The sequence below is a fragment of the Kitasatospora sp. NPDC088264 genome (assembly GCF_040685715.1).
In the GTDB taxonomy this organism is placed as follows: domain Bacteria; phylum Actinomycetota; class Actinomycetes; order Streptomycetales; family Streptomycetaceae; genus Kitasatospora.
In genome coordinates this window covers 1-19,282 of the sequence record NZ_JBFBIR010000065.1, presented here as the reverse complement: position 1 = coordinate 19,282, position 19,282 = coordinate 1, and the positions used below count along the sequence as shown (strand labels likewise).

The 19,282-nt window shown below is 71.6% G+C and carries 17 protein-coding genes; all 17 read left to right on the top strand.

The genetic code is table 11. From position 1 onward, the window contains the following. The first annotated feature begins 72 nt into the window (after positions 1-72). The 17 genes from AB0O82_RS32620 (at position 73) to AB0O82_RS32540 (ending at position 18,803) form a co-directional block, all read left to right on the top strand. Positions 73-1,110, top strand: a complete 1,038-nt coding sequence (locus AB0O82_RS32620) for an AAA family ATPase (protein WP_363587671.1) — start codon at positions 73-75, stop codon at positions 1,108-1,110. Then, positions 1,107-1,667, top strand: coding sequence for a guanylate kinase (locus tag AB0O82_RS32615; RefSeq protein WP_363587669.1), 561 nt, complete (start codon positions 1,107-1,109; stop codon positions 1,665-1,667). Before AB0O82_RS32620 ends, AB0O82_RS32615 begins: the two co-directional genes overlap by 4 nt. Continuing rightward, positions 1,664-2,575 carry a DUF1932 domain-containing protein gene (locus tag AB0O82_RS32610; RefSeq protein WP_363587667.1) on the top strand — a complete coding sequence of 304 codons (912 nt, stop codon included), beginning with the start codon at positions 1,664-1,666 and terminating at the stop codon, positions 2,573-2,575. The genes AB0O82_RS32615 and AB0O82_RS32610 overlap by 4 nt, the downstream gene beginning before the upstream one ends. A 608-nt stretch (positions 2,576-3,183) precedes the next feature. After that, positions 3,184-4,401, top strand: coding sequence for a hypothetical protein (locus AB0O82_RS32605; protein WP_363587665.1), 1,218 nt, complete (start codon positions 3,184-3,186; stop codon positions 4,399-4,401). Between the two features lie 80 nt (positions 4,402-4,481). Further along, complete coding sequence (gene dnaB, locus AB0O82_RS32600) at positions 4,482-6,161, top strand: replicative DNA helicase (RefSeq protein WP_363587663.1); 1,680 nt, start codon at positions 4,482-4,484, stop codon at positions 6,159-6,161. A gap of 193 nt (positions 6,162-6,354) precedes the next feature. Continuing rightward, positions 6,355-6,909 (top strand): hypothetical protein, encoded by a 555-nt coding sequence (locus tag AB0O82_RS32595; protein ID WP_363587661.1) that lies wholly within the window; start codon positions 6,355-6,357, stop codon positions 6,907-6,909. Positions 6,910-7,372: 463 nt separating this feature from the next. Continuing rightward, positions 7,373-9,745, top strand: coding sequence for a helix-turn-helix domain-containing protein (locus AB0O82_RS32590; protein WP_363587659.1), 2,373 nt, complete (start codon positions 7,373-7,375; stop codon positions 9,743-9,745). 8 nt (positions 9,746-9,753) lie between these two features. After that, a complete protein-coding gene (locus AB0O82_RS32585; protein ID WP_363587657.1) occupies positions 9,754-10,305 on the top strand; it encodes a helix-turn-helix transcriptional regulator in 552 nt (183 codons plus the stop codon). 40 nt (positions 10,306-10,345) lie between these two features. Further along, positions 10,346-10,693 (top strand): hypothetical protein, encoded by a 348-nt coding sequence (locus AB0O82_RS32580; protein WP_363587655.1) that lies wholly within the window; start codon positions 10,346-10,348, stop codon positions 10,691-10,693. Continuing rightward, positions 10,690-10,860 carry a hypothetical protein gene (locus AB0O82_RS32575; RefSeq protein WP_363587653.1) on the top strand — a complete coding sequence of 57 codons (171 nt, stop codon included), beginning with the start codon at positions 10,690-10,692 and terminating at the stop codon, positions 10,858-10,860. Before AB0O82_RS32580 ends, AB0O82_RS32575 begins: the two co-directional genes overlap by 4 nt. Before the next feature lie 155 nt (positions 10,861-11,015). Then, positions 11,016-11,576: a Uma2 family endonuclease gene (locus AB0O82_RS32570; protein ID WP_363587651.1), complete on the top strand. Its 561-nt coding sequence runs from the start codon at positions 11,016-11,018 to the stop codon at positions 11,574-11,576. A gap of 182 nt (positions 11,577-11,758) precedes the next feature. Further along, positions 11,759-12,076, top strand: a complete 318-nt coding sequence (locus AB0O82_RS32565; RefSeq protein ID WP_363587649.1) for a hypothetical protein — start codon at positions 11,759-11,761, stop codon at positions 12,074-12,076. A gap of 167 nt (positions 12,077-12,243) precedes the next feature. Beyond that, positions 12,244-12,786, top strand: coding sequence for a hypothetical protein (locus AB0O82_RS32560; protein ID WP_363587647.1), 543 nt, complete (start codon positions 12,244-12,246; stop codon positions 12,784-12,786). A 639-nt stretch (positions 12,787-13,425) separates the two neighbouring features. Next, entirely contained in the window at positions 13,426-14,583 is a 1,158-nt protein-coding gene (locus AB0O82_RS32555; protein ID WP_363587644.1) for a hypothetical protein, read from the top strand. 701 nt (positions 14,584-15,284) lie between these two features. Further along, positions 15,285-15,698 carry a hypothetical protein gene (locus tag AB0O82_RS32550; RefSeq protein ID WP_363587642.1) on the top strand — a complete coding sequence of 138 codons (414 nt, stop codon included), beginning with the start codon at positions 15,285-15,287 and terminating at the stop codon, positions 15,696-15,698. Between the two features lie 610 nt (positions 15,699-16,308). After that, on the top strand, positions 16,309-17,976 hold the full coding sequence (locus AB0O82_RS32545) for a replication-relaxation family protein (protein ID WP_363587640.1): 1,668 nt from the start codon (positions 16,309-16,311) through the stop codon (positions 17,974-17,976). Positions 17,977-18,098: 122 nt separating this feature from the next. After that, positions 18,099-18,803: a hypothetical protein gene (locus AB0O82_RS32540; protein ID WP_363587638.1), complete on the top strand. Its 705-nt coding sequence runs from the start codon at positions 18,099-18,101 to the stop codon at positions 18,801-18,803. Positions 18,804-19,282: the final 479 nt, after the last annotated feature.

The following is a 19,282-nucleotide window of genomic DNA, read 5'->3' as shown; positions in this document are numbered from 1 at the left end:
GCGGGTTCATCAACGCGTTTTCAATATCCACGTACACATGGCTTTTGGGGCTCCGCCCCTAGGCTCGCGAGCATGACGACAGCGGAGGTGGGGGGCATGGCGAAGGTTCGGCTGGGATGGCGGCCCGAGAGGTTGCGGGAGCAGCGGGAGGCTCACGGGCTGACGCTTGAGGACGCCGGCGAGCGCCTTCGCACGGTGGCGGAGCAGGCCGGATTGAAGAACGTTCCGGCTGCGCACCCCCAGACGATCTGGCAACACGAGCAGGGCGAGATCTACCCGGGTCCGGACTACCGGCGGGCGTACTGCGCGCTCTACCGGGCGACGGATCCGCAGCTCGGGTTCCGGAATCCGCTGCCGGGCGAGGACACCGCGTTCGCGCTGACGCCGATGTCCGAGACCAACAACGGATCTCATGTGCTGGCTGTCGAGCGGGCGCTGCACCGGATCGCGCCGGGTACGGCCGAGGCCGACAACATGGCGTTGCAGCAGCGGATCATGGATGCGTGGCGTCGGCGGCACACGGGCGGGGATCCGCACCGGCCCTCGATCGTCCTGGTCGGCGGGTTCGCCGGCAGCGGGAAGACGGAGTTCGCCAGGTTCTTGACGCAGCTGACCGGCTGGCCGCTGCTGGACAAGGATCCGCTGACCCGGCCGCTGGTCGAACGCCTGCTGATCTCCCTCGGCGGCGACCCCAACGACCGGCACACAGACCTGTATCGCAGCCAGGTACGGGCGCTCGAGTACGACTGCCTGATGCAGGCCGCCTACGCCAACGTCGCCTGCGGCATCAGCACGGTGCTGACCGCGCCGTTCATCGCCGAGATGACGGACGAGGCGTGGATGACTCGACTCGTCAACCGCTGCCGTGCGCAGGGTGTCGACGTGTCGCCGATCTGGGTTCGCTGCGACGCGGAGTCGATGCGCGAGTACATCGGCTTCCGGTCGGCCGCCCGCGACGCCTGGAAGCTGGCGCACTGGGACGACTACATCGCCACCGTCGACACGGAGCTGCGGCCGGTGGTGCCGCACCTGGTGGTCGACAACCGCATGGGGGCGGCGATCTCGCTGGCCGACCAGGCCCGGCTCGCGCTCGCGGAGGTGCGCGTATGAGCAGCCAGCAGCAACGCGGTGTGCTTCTGTACGCGCCGCCGGCCGCGGGCAAGGACACGGTCACCGCCGCGCTGGCGATGCTGGACCCCTCCTACCGGCAGTTCACCCGGTTGAAGGTGGGCTCGGGCCGCACGGCCGGCTACCGGATGGGCTCTCAGCAGCAGCTCGAAGAGCTGCGTGCTGCCGACGCGGTCATCTACGAGAACGGCAGGTACGACAGCACCTACGTGGTCGACCGGCCGGGCCTGGACGACGCGTTCGCCGCTGGCGTGCCGGTCGTCCACCTCGGCCAGGTCGACGGCGTCCGGGCCCTGATCGAGGGGTATCCGGCGCAGTGGCTCACCGTCCTGCTGTGGTGCCCGCGCGAGGTGACCGCCGTCCGGTCGGCAGGCCGCGGAGACAGCGACACGCAGGCCCGGCTCTCCGCGTGGGATGCGACGCTGGCGGACCTGCAGACCAACGGCGACTTCCGATTCGACCTGGTGGTCCGCACCGACGTCGCCTCGCCCGAGCAAGCCGCCGAGCAGATCCGCCAAGCGCGTGGTGGTGCCCGATGACGGGCGGTCAGGTCGTGCTCGGTGTTCTGCACCCCGGCAGCATGGGAGCGGCGGTCGCCGCGTGCGCCCAGGCTGGGGGCGCCCGGGTGTTGTGGTGCCCGCAGAGGCGCAGTGAGGCGACCGTGGCCAGGGCGGAGAAGTTCGGGCTGACGGCGGTGCCGACGCTGACCGAGCTGGTGGCTCAGGCGGACGTCGTACTCAGCCTGTGCCCGCCGGCCGCGGCCGAAGACGTCGCACGGGAGGTCGCCGGGCTCGGCTTCACGGGCCTGTACGTGGAGGCGAACGCGATCAGCCCGCAGCAAGCGGCCCGGATCGCACAGCTCGTCAGCGGGACGGCCCGCGGGGTGGTCGACGGCGCGGTGGTCGGCTCGCCGCCGGTCGGGGCGAAGCGGCCCAGGCTGTATCTCTCCGGACCGGTTGAAGAGATTGGGCTGGTCGAGCACCTCTTCTCGGGCAGCGCGGTGTCGACCCACGTCCTGGGCGAGGAAGTCGGCCAGGCCAGCGCGCTGAAGGTCGCCTACACCGCCTACCAGAAGGCATCACGGGTGCTGGCCGCACTGTCCTACGGGCTCGCGCGCGAGCACAGCGTCGACCAGGCGCTGCTCGACATCGCCGGCCAGCGGACCGGGTCGTACCTCACGGAGACGGACTACGTCGCCAAGACGGCCGCGCGGGCGTGGCGGTGGGGCCCAGAACTGGAGGAGGCCGCGGACACGATGGCCGCAGCTGGCCTTCCGGACGAGGTGCTCCGTGCGGTTGCATCCACGCTCAGCCGATGGGACGACAGCAAGGACACCGAGATGACGGCCGATCAGGCCCTGGACCAGCTGATCCGCGCGGAGGCCAGGTTGTCCAGCCGACACGCGGATGCTGAACGGCCCGAGGACTCAGGGAGACGAATAAGCTGAGCCAGTCGTCCGGACGGACGGCACACGTACCCCAGAAAACGCGAAAGCGGCCCCCAGTCGCCAAACTTGGGCCGCCTCGCTGATCAATTCAGTTGTACGTCGATGCCGACGGTACCAGGTGTACCCGGTTCGGGGCGAGAGACACCCGTCTCATCGCCCGGCCGAGTGACCCCCTGGCGCGTCGGGATCGACGTACAACGGAGAGGCACAGCCCCGTTGTCCCGAACCACCGACTTTCCCTTGCGCACCCGGGCCTCGCTCGCGCCGGTCTCCGGAATGAGCCCTGCACAGCCGCCCCTCACGCTGGCCGTGGCTGCCCCGCCGGTCGCGTACAGCGCGCCGTCCCCCGGCGTGAATCCCTGTCCACAGGCAGGTCGTGACACCCCTGGGGTCATGATCCCCGACCGCATTCCAACGAGTGATCCACGCCACTCCGGCTTCGGTCACACGCTTCGCTGCGCCGACACCTCTATGGGCATGGCGTCCCAGATCAACACCCCACTGGGTCCAATTGGACCCAAACCGTTCGAATCCCCTGTTCGTATGACCCGGCCTGCCCACCAGGCCGGACTGCTCCTGGCGCTCGCCGCCGGATCGGAGGTGACCCAGTGAAGAAGATGACCGACGCCGAGTTCAGCGGCTCCTCGATCGAGCGGGCCTGGGAGCCGCCGGAGGAAGTGGTCGTGCCGTACGCCTTGGCGTACGCGCCAGGGCTCCAGCCCGAGGACTACGGGGTGCTGATCCGCCTGTTGCTCCGGGACCCGGACCAGCCGTCCGGCATCGTCGCGCTGGCCGAGGAGTTCCAGGCGTCCGGCTGGAAGATGGGCTCCAGCCGCCTGCGTGGCGTCCTCGGGCGACTGCAGAAGGCCGGCCACGTCAGCCACGAGCGAGACGGCTACGACAAGGAGACCGGCCGACCGAAGTGGCGGTTCCGGGTGTACCGGAACCCCGCCAACAACAGCGCCTACGTCAACCGAGGCGCTGCGGCTGCGTCGCAGGTCAGCCCGACGGTGCGAAATCCAACACGTCGGGGTGCGCAGGTCGGTTCCGACGATGCGATTTCCAACATCTATGCAGGTCAGGCCGACAGTGCGATTTCCAACACGTCGGAGGCCGACAGTGCGGTTTCCGACACGTCGGAATCCAACATCTATGCAGGTCAGGCCGATGATGCGGTTTCCGACACGTCGGCCCCGTCCCCCCCACACCCCCCGGAGGAGGTAACTACCTCCTCCCCCAACCCCCTCACGAGTCCCACCGGTCGTAGGTCGGCTTCGCCGGGGGAGGAGGGGAGGGTCTTCGCCCCCGAGGAAACCGCGGCAGCTCTCCGGCTCCTCCAGCTGCTCCCTCAGCCGTGGTCCGTCGGTCGGCCGAGGGCCAAGGCCCTCGCTCCGGCGCTGCTGGAGGCGATGGCCGACCAGGGCTGGCCGAAGATCACGGGACTGGACGACCGCACGCAGCGGCTTCTGGTGGAGCAGCTCACCAAGAACCCAGGCGGGATCAAGAACCACGGCTCGATCCTGGGGCGTGACCGGATTCCGAACCTGCCGCTGTTCGAGGTCGTCGCCGGTGCGGGCATTCCCGCCCAGGGCTCTGCTCCCCGTCCGGCGCTGCCGACGCAGGACCCGGAGCGCAGGACGACCGCGATGCCCGCGGGCCTGGCTGCGCTGGCATCCCGTGCTGGCCGGATCGCGGGACCGTCGGGAAGATCGGTGTCCCCGGCTACGGACTCGGGCCCGGCTCCGGCGGCCGCGAGTCGGGAGCCGGCCTCAAACTCGGCGGACGTGAACGCCCTGCTGAACGGCTTGGGCTCGCCCGACATCTGACCCGCACGCAGACGGCGGCCGGGAGCCCCTGAGAAGGCCCGGCCGCCGCGCTGAACCCACTCGACGAGGAGAGATTCACCATGAGCGTACCCAGCCAGGACCAGGCCGAGCCGATCGACTGGACGGACCCGGGCCCCGAACCCGAGCAGGAGCCGCCGCCCGCCCCGGCCCGTCGCGCCCGCAAGAAGGCCGGCCCCGCCGACGCCCCGGCGCCCGATGCCGGGTTCGAGCGGGTGCCGCCGGGTGGCCGGCCCGAGGATCTGACGGCCGAGCAGTCGGTGCTGGGCGGCATGATGCTGTCCAAGCAGGCGATCATCGACGTCGCCGACGTCCTGGAGCCGGACGACTACTACCGCCCGGCCCACGAGACGATCCATCGGGCGATCCTGGACCTGGTGGCCCGTCAGGAGCCCGCCGACCCGATCACGGTCGCGGGGGAGCTCAAGAAGCGCGGCGAGCTGGACCGAGTCGGCGGTCCCGGCTACCTGCACACCCTGGTCAACTCCGTGCCGACCGCTGCGAACGCCGAGTACTACGCCGAGGCCGTGCGCGAGCAGGCCGTGATGCGCCGCCTGGTCGAGGCCGGCACCCGGATCGCCGCCATGGGCTACGCCGGTGAGGGCGAGGTGGACGAGATCGTCGCCGCGGCGGCCTCCGAGATCGCCGCCGTGGTCGAGACCCGCGGCCGCGAGGACGACTTCGCGCTGCCCACCGACAGCCTCCCCGGCACGCTCGACGAGATCCAGGCCGCCGGCAGCCGCTCGGGCATCAGCGGCGTCCCCACCGGCTTCGCCGACCTGGACGCGCTCACCCACGGCTGGCAGCCCGGCCAGATCATCATCGTGGCCGGACGTCCCGGCCACGGGAAAAGCACCCTGGCCATGGATTTTGCCCGCGCCTGCACCCTGCCCCGCGACAGCGCCCGCCGCCCGATCGAGGGGGCAGGACGCCCGGCGGCGTTCATCAGCCTGGAGATGGGCATCAACGAGCTGAACATGCGCGTGCTGTCCGCCGAGGGCCGCGTCAACCTCAGCCACCTGCGCTCGGGCCACCTGACCGACGACGAGTGGACCCGCACCGCCGGCGCGGTCGAGCGCTACCGCGGCGCCCCGCTCTACGTCAACGAGTCCGCCCGGTCGCTGCCCGAGATCCAGGCCAAGTGCCGTCGGCTGAAGAACCGCACCCCGGACCTGGCGCTCATCGTCATCGACTACGTCCAGCTCATCACCGGCGGCTCCAAGAACCGCCAGGCCACCCGGCAGGAGGACGTCTCCGAGATCAGCCGCCAGCTCAAGCTGCTGGCCAAGGAGCTCCACCTGCCCATCGTGGTGTTGGCTCAGCTCAACCGCGGTCCCGAGCAGCGCACCGACAAGGTGCCCATGGTGTCCGACCTGCGCGAGTCCGGCTCGCTGGAGCAGGACGCCGACATGGTCATCCTGCTGTACCGCCCCGACGCCTACGAGACGGAGTCCCCGCGCGCCGGCGAGACCGACCTCATCGTCGGCAAGCACCGCAACGGCCCCCGGGCCACGATCTCAGTCGGCGCACAACTGCACTATTCGCAGTTTGTCGACATGGCCAGCGACGACACGGCCCCCACCGTCGGCGACCGCAGGCCGACCACGGTCATCCACCAGACCGGCGCCATCGGCACCGCCACCGTCCCCACCGAGCGGGCCGCCGAACTCGGCTGGACGGACGACGAGAACAGCGGCGAGTGGACGCCCACCGCCGGCCTGGCAGCCGACCTCGGCCTGTAGATCACCCGAGAAGCGCCCTGAGGGCCCCTCAGGGCGCCTGACAGCCCCGCTCGCGCCCTCCCAAGTCGGGCGGGGTCATGACCGCCCCGCAGAAGACGATCTAGTGATTCGCCGGACGTCACGGTGGATTCCCCCCGATCCTGCTCGCAGCGCGACCCACGAATCGATCCCAGAGCATCCGAACGGAGCACCCGTGCACCAGGCACAACCCCACCCCTACCCGGCCGGCACCACCTGGCTGTTCAACGCCGTGAGGAACAACTACCCCAACGCCCACGAGCTCGTCCTGCGCTGGGAGGCCCACGGCGAGCGGCAGTTCCGCGACAGCGCCCCGACGGACATCGACGCGCTGACGCTCTGGCAGCAGTGGGCGGACCACGTGGCCGACGACCTCCACACGGATGACCCGGGCCGCTACCAGCCGGGCGACGTCCACATCACCTGGACCATCAGCACGCCGACCGGCAACGGCATCGCCGAGTACGCCCCGCACTACGAACTCAGCCCGTTCCAGAAGACCCTGCCCAACCCCGAGAACTTCCTGACCCACTACACCCACCCGGTTCACAGCGTCACGGGAGAGCGCGTCAACTGGCTGCGCCTGCCCGTGGTCGACCGGCGCTGGAACACCGGCGGCGCGGACGCCGGCCACGGATTCATCCAGGACGCTCTCGGCTGGAAGCCCGGCCCGCTCCAGCCGGTCATGAACCTCCGACAGCTCGCGCTCGCCGCTGGCCTGGCCAGCTGACAGCCCTGCCGCTGCCGCAGGATGTCGCGCCAGCGCGTAGGCCACCCGTCACTGGCCTACGGCCGTCCGGGAGGGCGCAGCGTCTTGGTTCTGGAGTAGCTGGTTCTAGATATTGAGCAGCATGGGTGCTGCCACCCCTGGCAGCACCCATGCTGCTACCCCACCCCGTTGCGGGCGTCGTTGGTCGGCGCCGCGGCGCGGCTGAGAGCGGTCCTCGCGCGCTTGCGCGCACAGCCACCTGTAGATGCCTTCGGCGTCCGGGAGGGATCGCCACGTCTCGCACTACTTCTCTTAATGGTGTCCGGCTGGTGACCAGACCCCCGTCCGGCTGGTGACGCCACCCCCGTCCGGCTGGTGACGCCACCCCCCGCCGTTTTCGGGCCGGAGAGACCACCCATTAGGGGTTAGCTAACCATTAGATTGGCATTAGATCCGCGCTATGATGCGTGGTAGGAGGTACGTCATGCCCGAAGAGATCGACCCGGTCGCCGCGCTGCTCGCGCAGGTCGCCGAGGAGGAGCTGCCGCCGCCGGCGGAGCGCGAACGGCTGCGCAAGGCCGCGAAGCTGACCCGCCCCCAGATCGCCAAGGCGGTCGGGGTGCGGGAGGAGACGATCTGGACCTGGGAGAAGGGGCGCAGCGAGCCGCGGCCGCCGCAGCGCGGGGACTACGCCCGACTGCTGCGCGGCCTGGCCGCCCAGTTCCCGGCGCCCGAGGAGCCGCCTGCGACTGCCGTGCCGGAGCCGGCGGTGCCGGAGGTGTTCGCGGGCCCGGAGCAGTCGGTCCAGCCGGTGATGCTCGACCAGCAGCCGGACGGCTCGCTGGTGATGGGCGAGGCGTTGCCGTGCGTGCAGTGCGGTCAGCCGTCGGTCTACCGCACCGGCGGGCGGCCGATGCACCTGGGCGGGTTCTGCCGCCCTGGCGCGGGCCCGGCCGTCGCCGTGGCCCAGCAGCAGGCGGCCCCGGCCGTCCAGGCCGTCCACGTCGCGCCAGTGGCCGCGCCGCGCCAGGCCGCCCCCGCTGCGGCTGCGCGCCGGCCTTCGGCGCAGCGTCCGGCGGTGGCGTCGCGGCCGGGTGCTGCGGCGCGGCCGCGCAAGGCGGCCCCGGCCACAGCCAAGACCGCGGTGGTGCCGGACTGGCAGCAGGCCGCGGCCGCCCGCTTCCCGGCCGGTCCGCTGGCCGTGGTGGACGTCGCCGCCTCCGGCAAGCACCTGGTGGCCCACCTGATGGACGGCCAGGTGCTGGAGGTGCCCGGCAAGCCGTCGGTGCCGGCGCTGACCGAGTGGACGCTGGCCGCCGGCCTCGGCGCCGCGCGGCTCCACCAGTGGGGCCGCGACGGCGACCCGCTGGTGGTGCTCACCGACGCCGCCGCCACCGAGCTGGGCCTGCCCGGCCCCGGACAGGGGAAGGGCGACTACGACCCGCGCATCGGCCGCCTGCCCGAGTCCCACCGCGTGGTGAAGGCCCTCGCCAAGGCCGAGTGGCAGTTGACCAGGCGCGGTTTCGGCCCGTGGGCCCGGGTCTTCCGGACACCGGACGGGGCTCGCCGCGAGTGCGTGCAGTACTGCGTGCCGATGTGGGGCGCGCTCACCAGCGCGGGCTGGAAGGTGCCCGACGGCCTGGACGCGAACGGCCTGCTGCGCCTGCTCGGCACCTACGCCACCGACGTCATCACCCCGCGTGGCTCCACCGCCGTCTCCGGTCTGGAGCTGATGACCGCGCTGCGCCCGCCGACCAAGCCGGTGCGCAACGAGGCCGGCGGCTGGTCCTCCGGCCTGGTGCCCGGCTCGCTGCACCAGGCGGTGGACGCCGCGCCGCCGGAGGTCCTCTCGGTCCACCCGCTCGCCCAGGGCCGCGGGGAAGGCCCGGACGAGGTGCTCTTCGAGGAGGCATGGGACTGGCACCGCGACCTCACCGAGGAGGAAGCCGCGCTGCCCTTCGCGGTGGGCCTGGACGTCAACACCGCCTTCCTCGCGGCCGCGGGCCGCCTGCGGGTCGGCCTCTCCGAGCCGGTGCACGAGCTGGAGCCCGCCTTCGACAAGACGCTGCCCGGCAGCTGGCTGGTCGACCTCTCGCACATCGAGCTCGACCCGCGCCTGCCCTCGCCGTTCACCCGGACCGGCGAGCGGCCGACGGGGCCGGCCTGGTACGCCACTCCCACCGTCGCCTACGCCACGGAGCTCGGCGCCCAGGTGCGCCCGCTGGAGGGCTGGCTGCGCCACGAGGCCGGACCGTACCTGGACCCGTGGCACGACCGGCTGAACGCCGCCTACAAGGCCGCCATGGCCCGCCTCGGCGTGCCGGCCGACCTCGCCGACCACGGCCTCGACCTGTTCCAGGAGGTGATGACGACCGTGAAGGAGACCGGCGACCCGGTCGACCTGGCCGTGCTCGCCGCCATCAAGGCCACCGCCAAGGGCGGCATCGGCAAACTCCGCGAGCGCCCCCGCGGCGCCGACTACCGCCCCGGCCAGCCCTGGCCCGCCCTGGAGCGCCCCACCTGGCGACCCGACATCCGAGCCGCCGTCATCTCCACCGCCCGCGTCAACTTCCACCGCAAGCTCCTCAAGACCGCCGCCGTCACCGGCCGCTACCCCGTCGCCGTGCTCTCCGACTGCGCCGTCTACCCGACCACCGTCCCCGGCGTCCAGGGCGTCGTCGCGCTCGGCCCCGACGGCAAGCAGGTCCCCGGCACGCTGCGCCTGGGCGTGGCCCCGGGGATGGTCAAGTTCGAGGGCGCCCGCCCCCTGGCGGAGATCCAGCAGTTCATCGCGGACGGGTTCAACCCCGCCCGCCACATCAAGCCCGGCACCGACGCCGTCGCCGAAGGAGAGTGAGGAAGCCGATGGGGGAGATCGAAGAGGGCCTGGAGCGCGCCACCCAGACCCGCGACATCCCGCAGTCCAACGCCGCCCGGATCCGCTTCCTGGTCCGGGCGGCCAAGGGCAGCACCAAGGCCGTCGCCCAGCAGCTCGGCGTCTCCCAGCGCACCGTGCAGCGCTGGATGGTCTCCGGCAAGGTCCGGCCCAAGGCCGGCACCGCCAAGGCCATCGAGAGCGCGGTGAAGGCCAAGTGGCAGCCGCGCGTGAAGAACCGGGTCCGCCGGGCCGCCGAGGCCAAGGGCTTCCAGGTCTCCGGCAGGGCGACCTTCGGGTTCGCCTCCTCGGCCGGCTCCACCGACGACCCGCGCGAGCGCGACGTCAGCCAGTGGCTGCCCGGCGATGTCGCGCGTCGCCTTTTCGAGGCCCGCGACAGCGGTGCCGGTGAGCAGCAGCAGGCCGAGATTATCGCCGAAGGACTCCAGGAATACTATTTCAAGGATGGTGGCGCTCGCGCCGCTGGCCTGAATGTCGAATTCACCGGTATCAGATACCTCGACTTCGGCATCGACGACTAACCGTTCGGAATTCACGGGTGCGACGGAAAGGGAATATCGAGTGAGTCATTCAGATGTGCTGGCCCGCTTCATCGGCTCCCTGCCTCCGGAGCGGTCGGCCGACGGGCTGCCCGGCCACTGCGACGCCTGCGTCCTGGCCGGCCACACCGCGGCCCACCCGGACCTCGGCTGCGCGGACGTCGGCTGCTCGATCGTTCACGGCACCGACGCGGCCGGACAGCGCCTGTGCGCCGACTGTGGGCACCCGATCACCGGCTACTGGCTGTCCGACTGCCCGGCCCCCGGCGAGCCCGAGGACCAGCTCCGGTTCTGGCACACCGGACCGAGCGCCTGCCGCCAGGCTGCTCTCGCCGCGGTGCGCACCGACACCGAGGAGAGCGGCCGGTGAGCAACGACAGGGACGAGACGGCCGACGACGGCTTCCGCAGCGTCGGCGTGGAGGTCCACTGCCACGCCGACGTCGCCGAGGAGATCACGCGGCGGCTGACCGAGGCGACGGCCGAGATCCTCGAGGACTACAGCGGCGACGAAGTCTTCGACTGGGGCGCCGGCTGACCCGAACAGGATCGAACGGTCTGGTTCCAATTGGACCCAGACCACCCGGCCGCCACCCGGCGGGCGGGCCTCGCACGACAGACCCGAGAGCCGGTACCGCTTCAGCGCCCCGACGGGGACAATGAGGGCAGGTACCCGGAGGAGGTGAAAGGACCGTGAGCGTTGCCACCGCTGACCACAGCGGGCCCTGGACCGTGGAAGACGTCCTGGCTCTGCCCGAAGACCACCGTCACCGGATCGAGCTGGTCGGGGGTGCGCTGCTGATGAGCCCCAACCCCGGCGTCCCGCACCAGCGGGCCAGCCTCCGCCTTGCCATGATCCTGGCTGCCGCCATCGAGGCCGCCGGCGCGCCGTTCGAGGTGCTGGAGGCGGTGAACATCGTCGTCCCCGACGGGCTGCTCATCCCCGACCTGGTCGTCGCCGACGCCGACGCGGCTGCCAAGGCCGGCGTCACGCTGAGCGCGCACGACATCGTCGTCGCCATCGAGATCGCCTCCCCCTCCACCCGGGTCACCGACAAGAAGATGAAGCCGTCGCTGTACGCCGCGGCCGGCATCCCCCACTACTGGCGCCTCGAACTCGAACCCGCCCCACGGCTCTACCTCGGCCACCTTGAACGCGGCACCTACGTCGACCGGCTCGTCCAAGTCGGCGAGACCACCGCCCTGACCGAGCCCTTCCCCCTCGACATCGACCCCACCACGCTGCGCCGGTAGGCCCGGCCGATCCGCACCACCGAACCCCTCGGGCACCCGCCCGAGGGGTTCTCCCGTCTTCCGGCCCGGTCCGGCCGCCACCTGCCGCCGGACCCGCGCACAAACACCCGCGACCCCACTTCAGGGCCCGCCTCCCCACCAGGGAGGCGGGCCCTTTCGCATGTCCAGAGAAGGGGACACTGATGCCGAAGCTGCACTTCACACCGGCCGCCGCCCGCACCCTTAAGTGCCTGGAGCGCGGCCGCCGCCCAGACCGCTCCCGGCTGCAGCGGGTACGCCGGGCCCTCGATCGCCTGGCCGCCGATCCCCGTCACCCGGGGCTGCGGACGCACCCCTACCGGGTGCTGCCCGGCCACACCACCAGCAAGGTATGGGATTCCTACGTCGACCAGGGCCCGAACGCATGGCGGATCTACTGGACTTACGGCCCGGCGGGCACCGGCTCCCCGAGCGGAAGCGAGGCGGTGCTCACCGTGCTGGTGATCGGACCGCACCCGTAGCCGGGGCCAGCGCTCACCATGACCACCCAGGTGCGCGCCTTGGTGGCTCCACCGCCCCGGCCGCGCCGGGCGCCACCCATAGAGGTGAATCCGGTGCGGCCTCACCCCGCTCCGGGCCGCCGGACAGCCACCCTGGACACCAGAGCCAGCAACGAAGGGAGCCACCGGTGACCGGCCGCGAGCACGCGCACATCGAGCAGCTGCAACAAGCCCTCGCCGTGCTCGGCGCCCACTGGCAGCCCGACCAGGTCACCGACGACGCGACCCGCGCGGTGATGCTGGCCACCGCCCTGCTCGGCGCGGCCGAGGCCCACCTGGTCGGCGCCGAGATGGACGCCGAGAAGGCCGGCGCCGACATCGAGGCGCTGCGCACCGCCTACGGACCGGTCCGCGGCGAGGTGGTGGCCGCCACCATGCCCACCGCAGCCGACACCGACCGGTTGCTGCTGGTGATGCGCCTCGGACTGCTGGTGACGGACCTCAGCCGGGCGGCCGGCCCGGACGAGCAGGCCCCGGACATCGAGGACCTGGCCGCCGCGCGCGACCTGGTCAGCGCGGCGACCGCGCTGGTCACCCACCACTACGCCCCGTCCTTCGACGGCGACTCCGGCCTCCCGCCGACCGACGAGTCCCTGGGCCTGGCGTTCGCCATGCTCGCCCAGGCAGCCGCCCGATTCCGCCGGATCGCCGGCGAGGATAACCAGCAGTGACGCGACCGAAGGGTGGGACGGCCCGGTCAACCGCCACGCCTCGGCTGTCGCGCCACCTGTCGCGTCCGGTCGCCTCCGGCTGTCGCGTTGAGGGCTGTCGTGCCCTGTGACGTGGGGAGACACCGGTGAACCCCCGGCGTGTGGCTGGGCGCGACAGCTCGGTGCGACAGTTCGCCCGACCACCGCCGGCCGCCGGTGAGTTTCACCCCGGAGCCTGGTCAGTTTCGCCCCGCCGAAACTCCCCACCGCAGGTGACAGGCGTGCGATTGCAACCCGCGTTGCAGTCGCAGTCGCATCCCCGCCCCGGCCTGCCGCGCACTGCGACCGGCCGCGCAATCGGCCGCCGGGACCTGGTGAGTTTCACCCCGGAGCCTGGTGAGTTCCGCCCCGCTGAAACTCCCCACCGCAGGTCAGAGCCCGTGCGACACCAGTCGCATCCTGCGCCGCGCCGGACCGGCTACAGCGCCAGGCAGCCGCTGCCTGCACGCCGCTGCTCCCCCCTTGTCCGGGTGCAGCAGGCCAGCACGGTGGTTGCACCGACCCCCTTGTCCTCGGCCGCCGAACCGCTGGGTATCGCCTCGCCGCCGGACCGAGGCGAAAGCCGGACCGGCGGCTGACCTGGGCAGCTACGATCCGGCTATGGACAGCGCCCCGCCGGTCACCGCCACCGACCCGTCGGCCGACAGCGAGGCCCCAGCCCGGGTGTGCGAACGCCCCGAGTGCTCCAACCCGACGCCGAAGCCGAAGAGCACTGGGCGTCCGAAGCAGTACTGCTCCCGGTCCTGCCGCAGCAAGGTCGACCGGGCCAGGGCCAAGGCCCGCGAAGCCGCGGCCGAGGCTGCTGCAACCGCTGCTGCGCCAGAACCTGCCGCTGCAACCCCGCCGGCCCCCGCTGCTCTCCCGGAACCTGCTGCTGCACCGGACCGTGCTGCGCCTGCTGCACCCGACCCGGCCGAGGACCGCTGGGACGCCGACGGCCGCTACCTGCTCGGCCTCACCGACGCGCTGCGCCGCCGGCTCGTCATCTTCCTGGAGGAGACGCAGACCGGCGATCCGGCCGCCGCGTTCGACGAGCTGGCTCGCTTGCTGCCCGGCTACCGCTACCGCATCTACTCGGCTGCGGAGGACATCCGCGACAAGGCTCGCTGGCCCGACCTTGCTGCGAACGAGCGCCGACACCAGCGGGCGCTGGAGCGGATCGATCTGTCGAAGATCCCGATCTTCGATCCGACCGCCCCGGTGCCAGGCATCGACGACCAAGAGGTGCCCGGTTTGGCCCCGCGAGGCGAAACCGCAGCCCCCAATCGGGAGCAGGAGCGGCCTCGTTCCGCCTCGCGGGGCGAAACCGCGGCCGCCGACGAGCACCAGGAGCAGCCCAGGCCGGTGCCGTCCGAGACCGTCGAACTGTCCCGGCCTGCCCCGGCCGCGCTGCCCCACCAGCAGAGCGACGACCCGCTGCGCCCGCCGCCGGAGCCCTACCTGCGCGGCCTGGGCCGCTACGACCTGAGCCGCAACGTCGCCTACCTCCTCGGCCGCGGGTGGGACATGGTCGGCTGGAGCCGGGCCCCCGGCCTGTTCTACGTCCGGCTGAACCGGCGACCGCTCGGCTGGGTCGAGCACGGCGCCGGCCGCGTGGACGGCTGGGCCGTGCTGGTCAACGGCTCCTTCCTCGTGGACCCCGACGCGCCCGCGCGCCCGCTCGTCTGCGACACGGCCGACGACGCCGCCCTGGTCGTCCGCCAAGCCTTCGAGGAGGGCCTGATCGACGCGGCCGACCCCGCTCACCAGCCGAGCTGACCGGTTGCCCCGGCGGTTGCCGCCGCAGTTGCCCCCGAGGTTGCCGCGGCGGTTGCGGCCGCAGTTGCCCCGGCGGTTGCGTCAAGGTATCCGCCAGAAACGTTGACGCCGCAGGTCAGGCCACGGGACAACCCGCTGCGCGAACGCCGACTACTTCTCTGCGGCACGTCGGACGGCCAAGAGTGCAGCAGCACCCGGGGTGTCCCGTACGGCCCGGCGGTGATCGCTGCTCGGAGCGCCCGCCCGGCGGCTTGGCCAGCGGGCCGCCACCAGCTCGCCGTCCGACCGCCGGCCCTCGGGCCGCGCAGCCCGGCGCTGGCCGCCGATACCTTGGTGGCCAGCCCGCGAACCTTCGGCGACCTCCCTCTCGCCTGAGCACGTAGGCACCACCGCAGGCAGCACCGAGGGCACCACCGCGGGTACACCCGCAGCTACCACCGCAGGTACCCCATCGCTCCTCGCCCGCCCCGAGCGTTCCCGCAGGTCAGAGCCGGTTTTCGGAGCGCCGGAAAATCAGACAACCCCCTCTGTCTGTCCCTTTGCCCTGTTGCTGGTGGTGGGTGGGTGGTGCGGTTGGGTGACGGTCCGGACGCCGGGGGTCTCCACCCTGCGGGGCCGGTGGTCCTGGTGTGCGTCCGGCGAGTGCCGGCCGCGCCACCCGGCGAGCGCACCCGGGGCCGTCCGCGGTCGTTGACCCGGACGTGAGCACCTCCTCGGCCGCCCGGCGCGGTCTCGGCCCCGGGCCCGGCGGCAACGCCCTCCAGCGCCCCGCCAACCGCCAGCAACCGGCCTGGGCGCGGCCCGCACCGGCGCCCGACCCACCCGCCCACCCGCAGCCGCCACAGCCAGCCCAGCAGGCCGCCGTGGACGCCATCGCCGCGCTGCGCCTCGTGAAGGTCCCGGCGGCCGCCCTGGAGTCCGCGCTCCACCTCGCCCAGGCCCTCCTGGAGCGCCCCGACGAAGACCCGCTCCTCCTGGAGGCCGCCGCCGGCCTCGCCGCGGTCCTCCCGCAGTACCTCGCCGCCGCCCGGCCGCCCACGCCCGCCGCACCGCCCGCCCGGCTGCGCCCGGCGCCGGAGCCGACGGTCTCCACACTCGGCGTCCTGCGGGCCTGAGACGGCCCAGGACGGCCGTTGGGGGCGTGCGGAGGGCCCGCAGCGGGTAGCGTTCCAGGTGGCCGTCCAGGGCCGCTGTGAGCCGCCGTCAAGGCGTGCGAAGGGCCGGACGGGTCGAAACAACGCCCCGGGTGTCTCCCCGGGGTCGTCCCCGGGTGCTGCCCCGGGGGGCTTCCACTCCGTGCGTTTCGACATTTCCCCAGCTCAGCGCCCATATTTCGGGGCGCGCGGATTGCCGACAACCCTTTCCCTTCCTTGTTTTTGCTTGTGGTTGTTGGTTGGTGCGGTCCGGGTTGCAGGTCGCTTCCGGGCCGCTGGGCCCTCCCTCGTGGCCGGGCGGCCACGCGCCTCCCGCTGGTCGGCGCCGAGAGGGGCGGGGGCGGTCGGTGCTGTGGGGTGGTGGGTGGTGTGGGGCGGTGGGGCGGCAGGGCGGTGCTGGGTGTCGGTGGTGTGGGGCGGTGGGTGCTGGGTGTCGGTGGTGTGGGGCGGTGGGTGCTGGGTGTCGGTGGGGCGGGGCGGTGGGTGGTGTGGGGCGGTGGGTGTGGTGTGGGGGTGTCGGTGGTGTGGGGTAGAGAGGCGAGACGATCAGCACCAGCACGGGGAGCACCACATGGCCGAGCACGACGACGACCAGGAGCAGCAGCAGGAGCAGCCCGGCGGCCAGGACGACGGGCAGCCGCAGCAGCCGGACCGGCCCGGCCGGGTGCACTTCCGCCGGGGCGCCCGCAACCCGAACGGATCCTGGGGCTCGGTGCGCACCGACGTCCTCGCCGCGCTCGGCGTCCTGAAGATCGCCACCTACAAGCAGCTGCACGCGCTGGTCGCCAACGACCCCGACGACCGCGAGCACAAGCGCACCGAGCACGTCCGCGAAGCGGTCAAGGACCTGGAGAAGCACAAGCTGGTCGAAGAACGCGGCTACACCTCCCCGCTGCGCAAGGCCGACGAGAAGAAGAAGCCGGCCGACGTCGGCGCGAACAGGAACAAGCCTCAGCCGGGCGGGCCCGGCGCGGAGAAGATCTGGGGCCTGACCCCGCTCGGCCTGGCCGCCGCCGCCGAAGCCCTGGGCGACGACCGCGACATGGGCGGCCACGCCCGCGGCGCCGGCAAAACCGGCGCCCCGCACGCCATGCTCGTCAGCGAGATCATCGTCACCGCCACCACCGGCACCACCACCCACGGCGCCGGCCCCCGCGAGCACGAACGCGATGCCCCACCCCGCCGCACCCTGCCCTGCGGCCCGCTCCCCGGCGGCCTGGACGACTGGGCCACCGAAGTCGCCCACACCATCACCGGCAAGCACAACGTCATCCCCGACGCCGTGCTGCGCGCCCCCGAACTCGGCTTCCCGGTGATGTTCCTGGAGCTGGACCGGGGCACGATGACCGACGTGCGCAAGGTGGCCGCCAAACTCGACAACTACAAGCGCTGGTTCGACAAGACGACCAAGGACGGCAGCTACGAGCGCCCGCAGTTCGAGATGGACTACGGCTCGCTGAAGCCGCCCACCTACGGCTACCACCACAGCGACGTCGTGCGCCCGCCCGTCCTGTTCGTCCTCGACCAGGGCACCAAGGGCAGCAAGCCCCGCTTCACCCCCGAGGGCCTGATGGACCGCCTGAGCGACCTGCGCACCGCCACCGCCCAGCACTGGACCGGCTTCCGTCACACAGACGAGGGCGTCCAGTACTACACCTTCGCGGGGAAGATCCCGGTCCTGGGCACCACCACCAACCGGCTGCGGGAGCACGGCTTCCTCGGCCCCAGCTGGTGGCGCTTCGGCCGAGAAGAGTGGCAGACCCTCGCCCAGGCGCTCGACGACACCCCCAACCGGGGCCTCATCCGCCAGCGCCGCAAGGACCGCGAGCAGCAGGAGAAGGACGATCGGGCGGCCGAGGCGAAGGCCAAGCAGGACGCAGCCAACGCCAAGCGGCACGAGAAGCTGCTGGCCGCCCGCGCGCACAACGACCAGATGCACCCCTGCTACACCTGCCAGGGCCCGCTCGGCGGCGCCCACGGCTCCGAGGGCGAGCTGACCAAGCAAGCCGAGCCGGACCGCACGGAATGCCCGGCCTGCCACGAGCAGCGCCGCCGCGACGGCGGCCGCCCGATCGTCCTGACCCTGCCCAGCAACCGCGACCTCAAGAAGGCCGACAAGCACGGCCCGCCGACAGACGACCCCTGGTGGAACGTGCGCCTCATCCACGCCCAACGCTGGCCGAAGTCAGACCGCGAAAGCGGAAACGTCCCCGAACTCTGGCCGAACGCACGCGCCTGAAATCAGCTAAAGAAGCCGAACAACCGCCAGGTCGAATAAACGCGACCTGGCGGTTTGCGTTTCCGGAACAAGTGGTGCTAGAACTCCATCGGAAACCCGATGGAAAGGTCATGATCGTAAATATGTCAAACTCAGTCTCGGATATCATCATTCGCCGCGCAACGGGAATGACCCGAAAGCAAGTCCAGGAGGCGACCGAAGAAGCCCGACACAACGTGCGACAAGCCTCCAAGTACACCCAGAACGCCGACGACGAAAAGGCAGCCGAACACGCCCACAAAATCCACCAGGAATGGCAGCGAATCGCCACCGCAATGGACGACCACACAATGACCACCTACAACCCCGAAAACGACCCCACCACTCAGCCGCTCACCACACAGACCCGCGACCAACCCACGCCGCCCCCGCTGCGCCCCGAGGCCGGCCCCGCCATGGACCCGACGACCGCACGCAGGCACCACATCATCCAGACCGCCCTCGGCCGGACCGGCCTGGCCTACGAGATGAGCGAGGCCGACCACCTCGCAGCCCAACAGCTCCTTGTGATGGATGACCAGCTGCTGCACCGTCTCGCCGACTGGCTGGAGAGGGCCCGCAAGCGCGGCCTGGCCGACGGCGCAGCAGCCCAGGCCGTGCGCGACGCCAACCAGCCCCGCCGCCGGACCATCCCCCGCCAGGCCGGTGACCAGGTGGCCCTGGGCTCTCGGCGGCCCCGCCGAGAGCCCAGGAATCACCACCAGCGCATCACTCCAAAACTCCGTGGAGAAAAGACAGATACAGGCCAGATATTCGACCATGCCACCCGTCGGAATGCGGTACAATGAGAAACACGATCCTCGGTGAATCGGAGAGACAATTTCGATGCGGATTCACCGTCGGATACCGTCACTACCTCACCGGCAGGGTTGGCAAGGCTCCAAATCGAGGTGAGACAGCAAGTTGATACAGCACCAGGCGACGGGGTGGCGACACGGGGCATCCGGGCAGACCCATCCGGCTGGCCGTCAAGAGATCGACCGTCATACGGCGGTCACTCGACCAAGCGAGCCCCGCCCCTGACTCCTAGTCAGCCTGTAGTGAGATCAACCAAAAGCCCAGTTCAAGCCCATGATGAGAGGTCAGCCACTGCGGACTGTCGGAGCGAAGCGGAGCAGTCCGAGGCCGAGCGCGAAGCGCCGGCCGCCCCGGTGGAGCCGGGGCGCGGACACGCGGAGCGGGTCCGCCGATCGGCCAACGGCCGATCGCGAACGAATAGGAAGAGCACACGGCTTAACTAACAGAACAAACGGAGACAACGAGGATT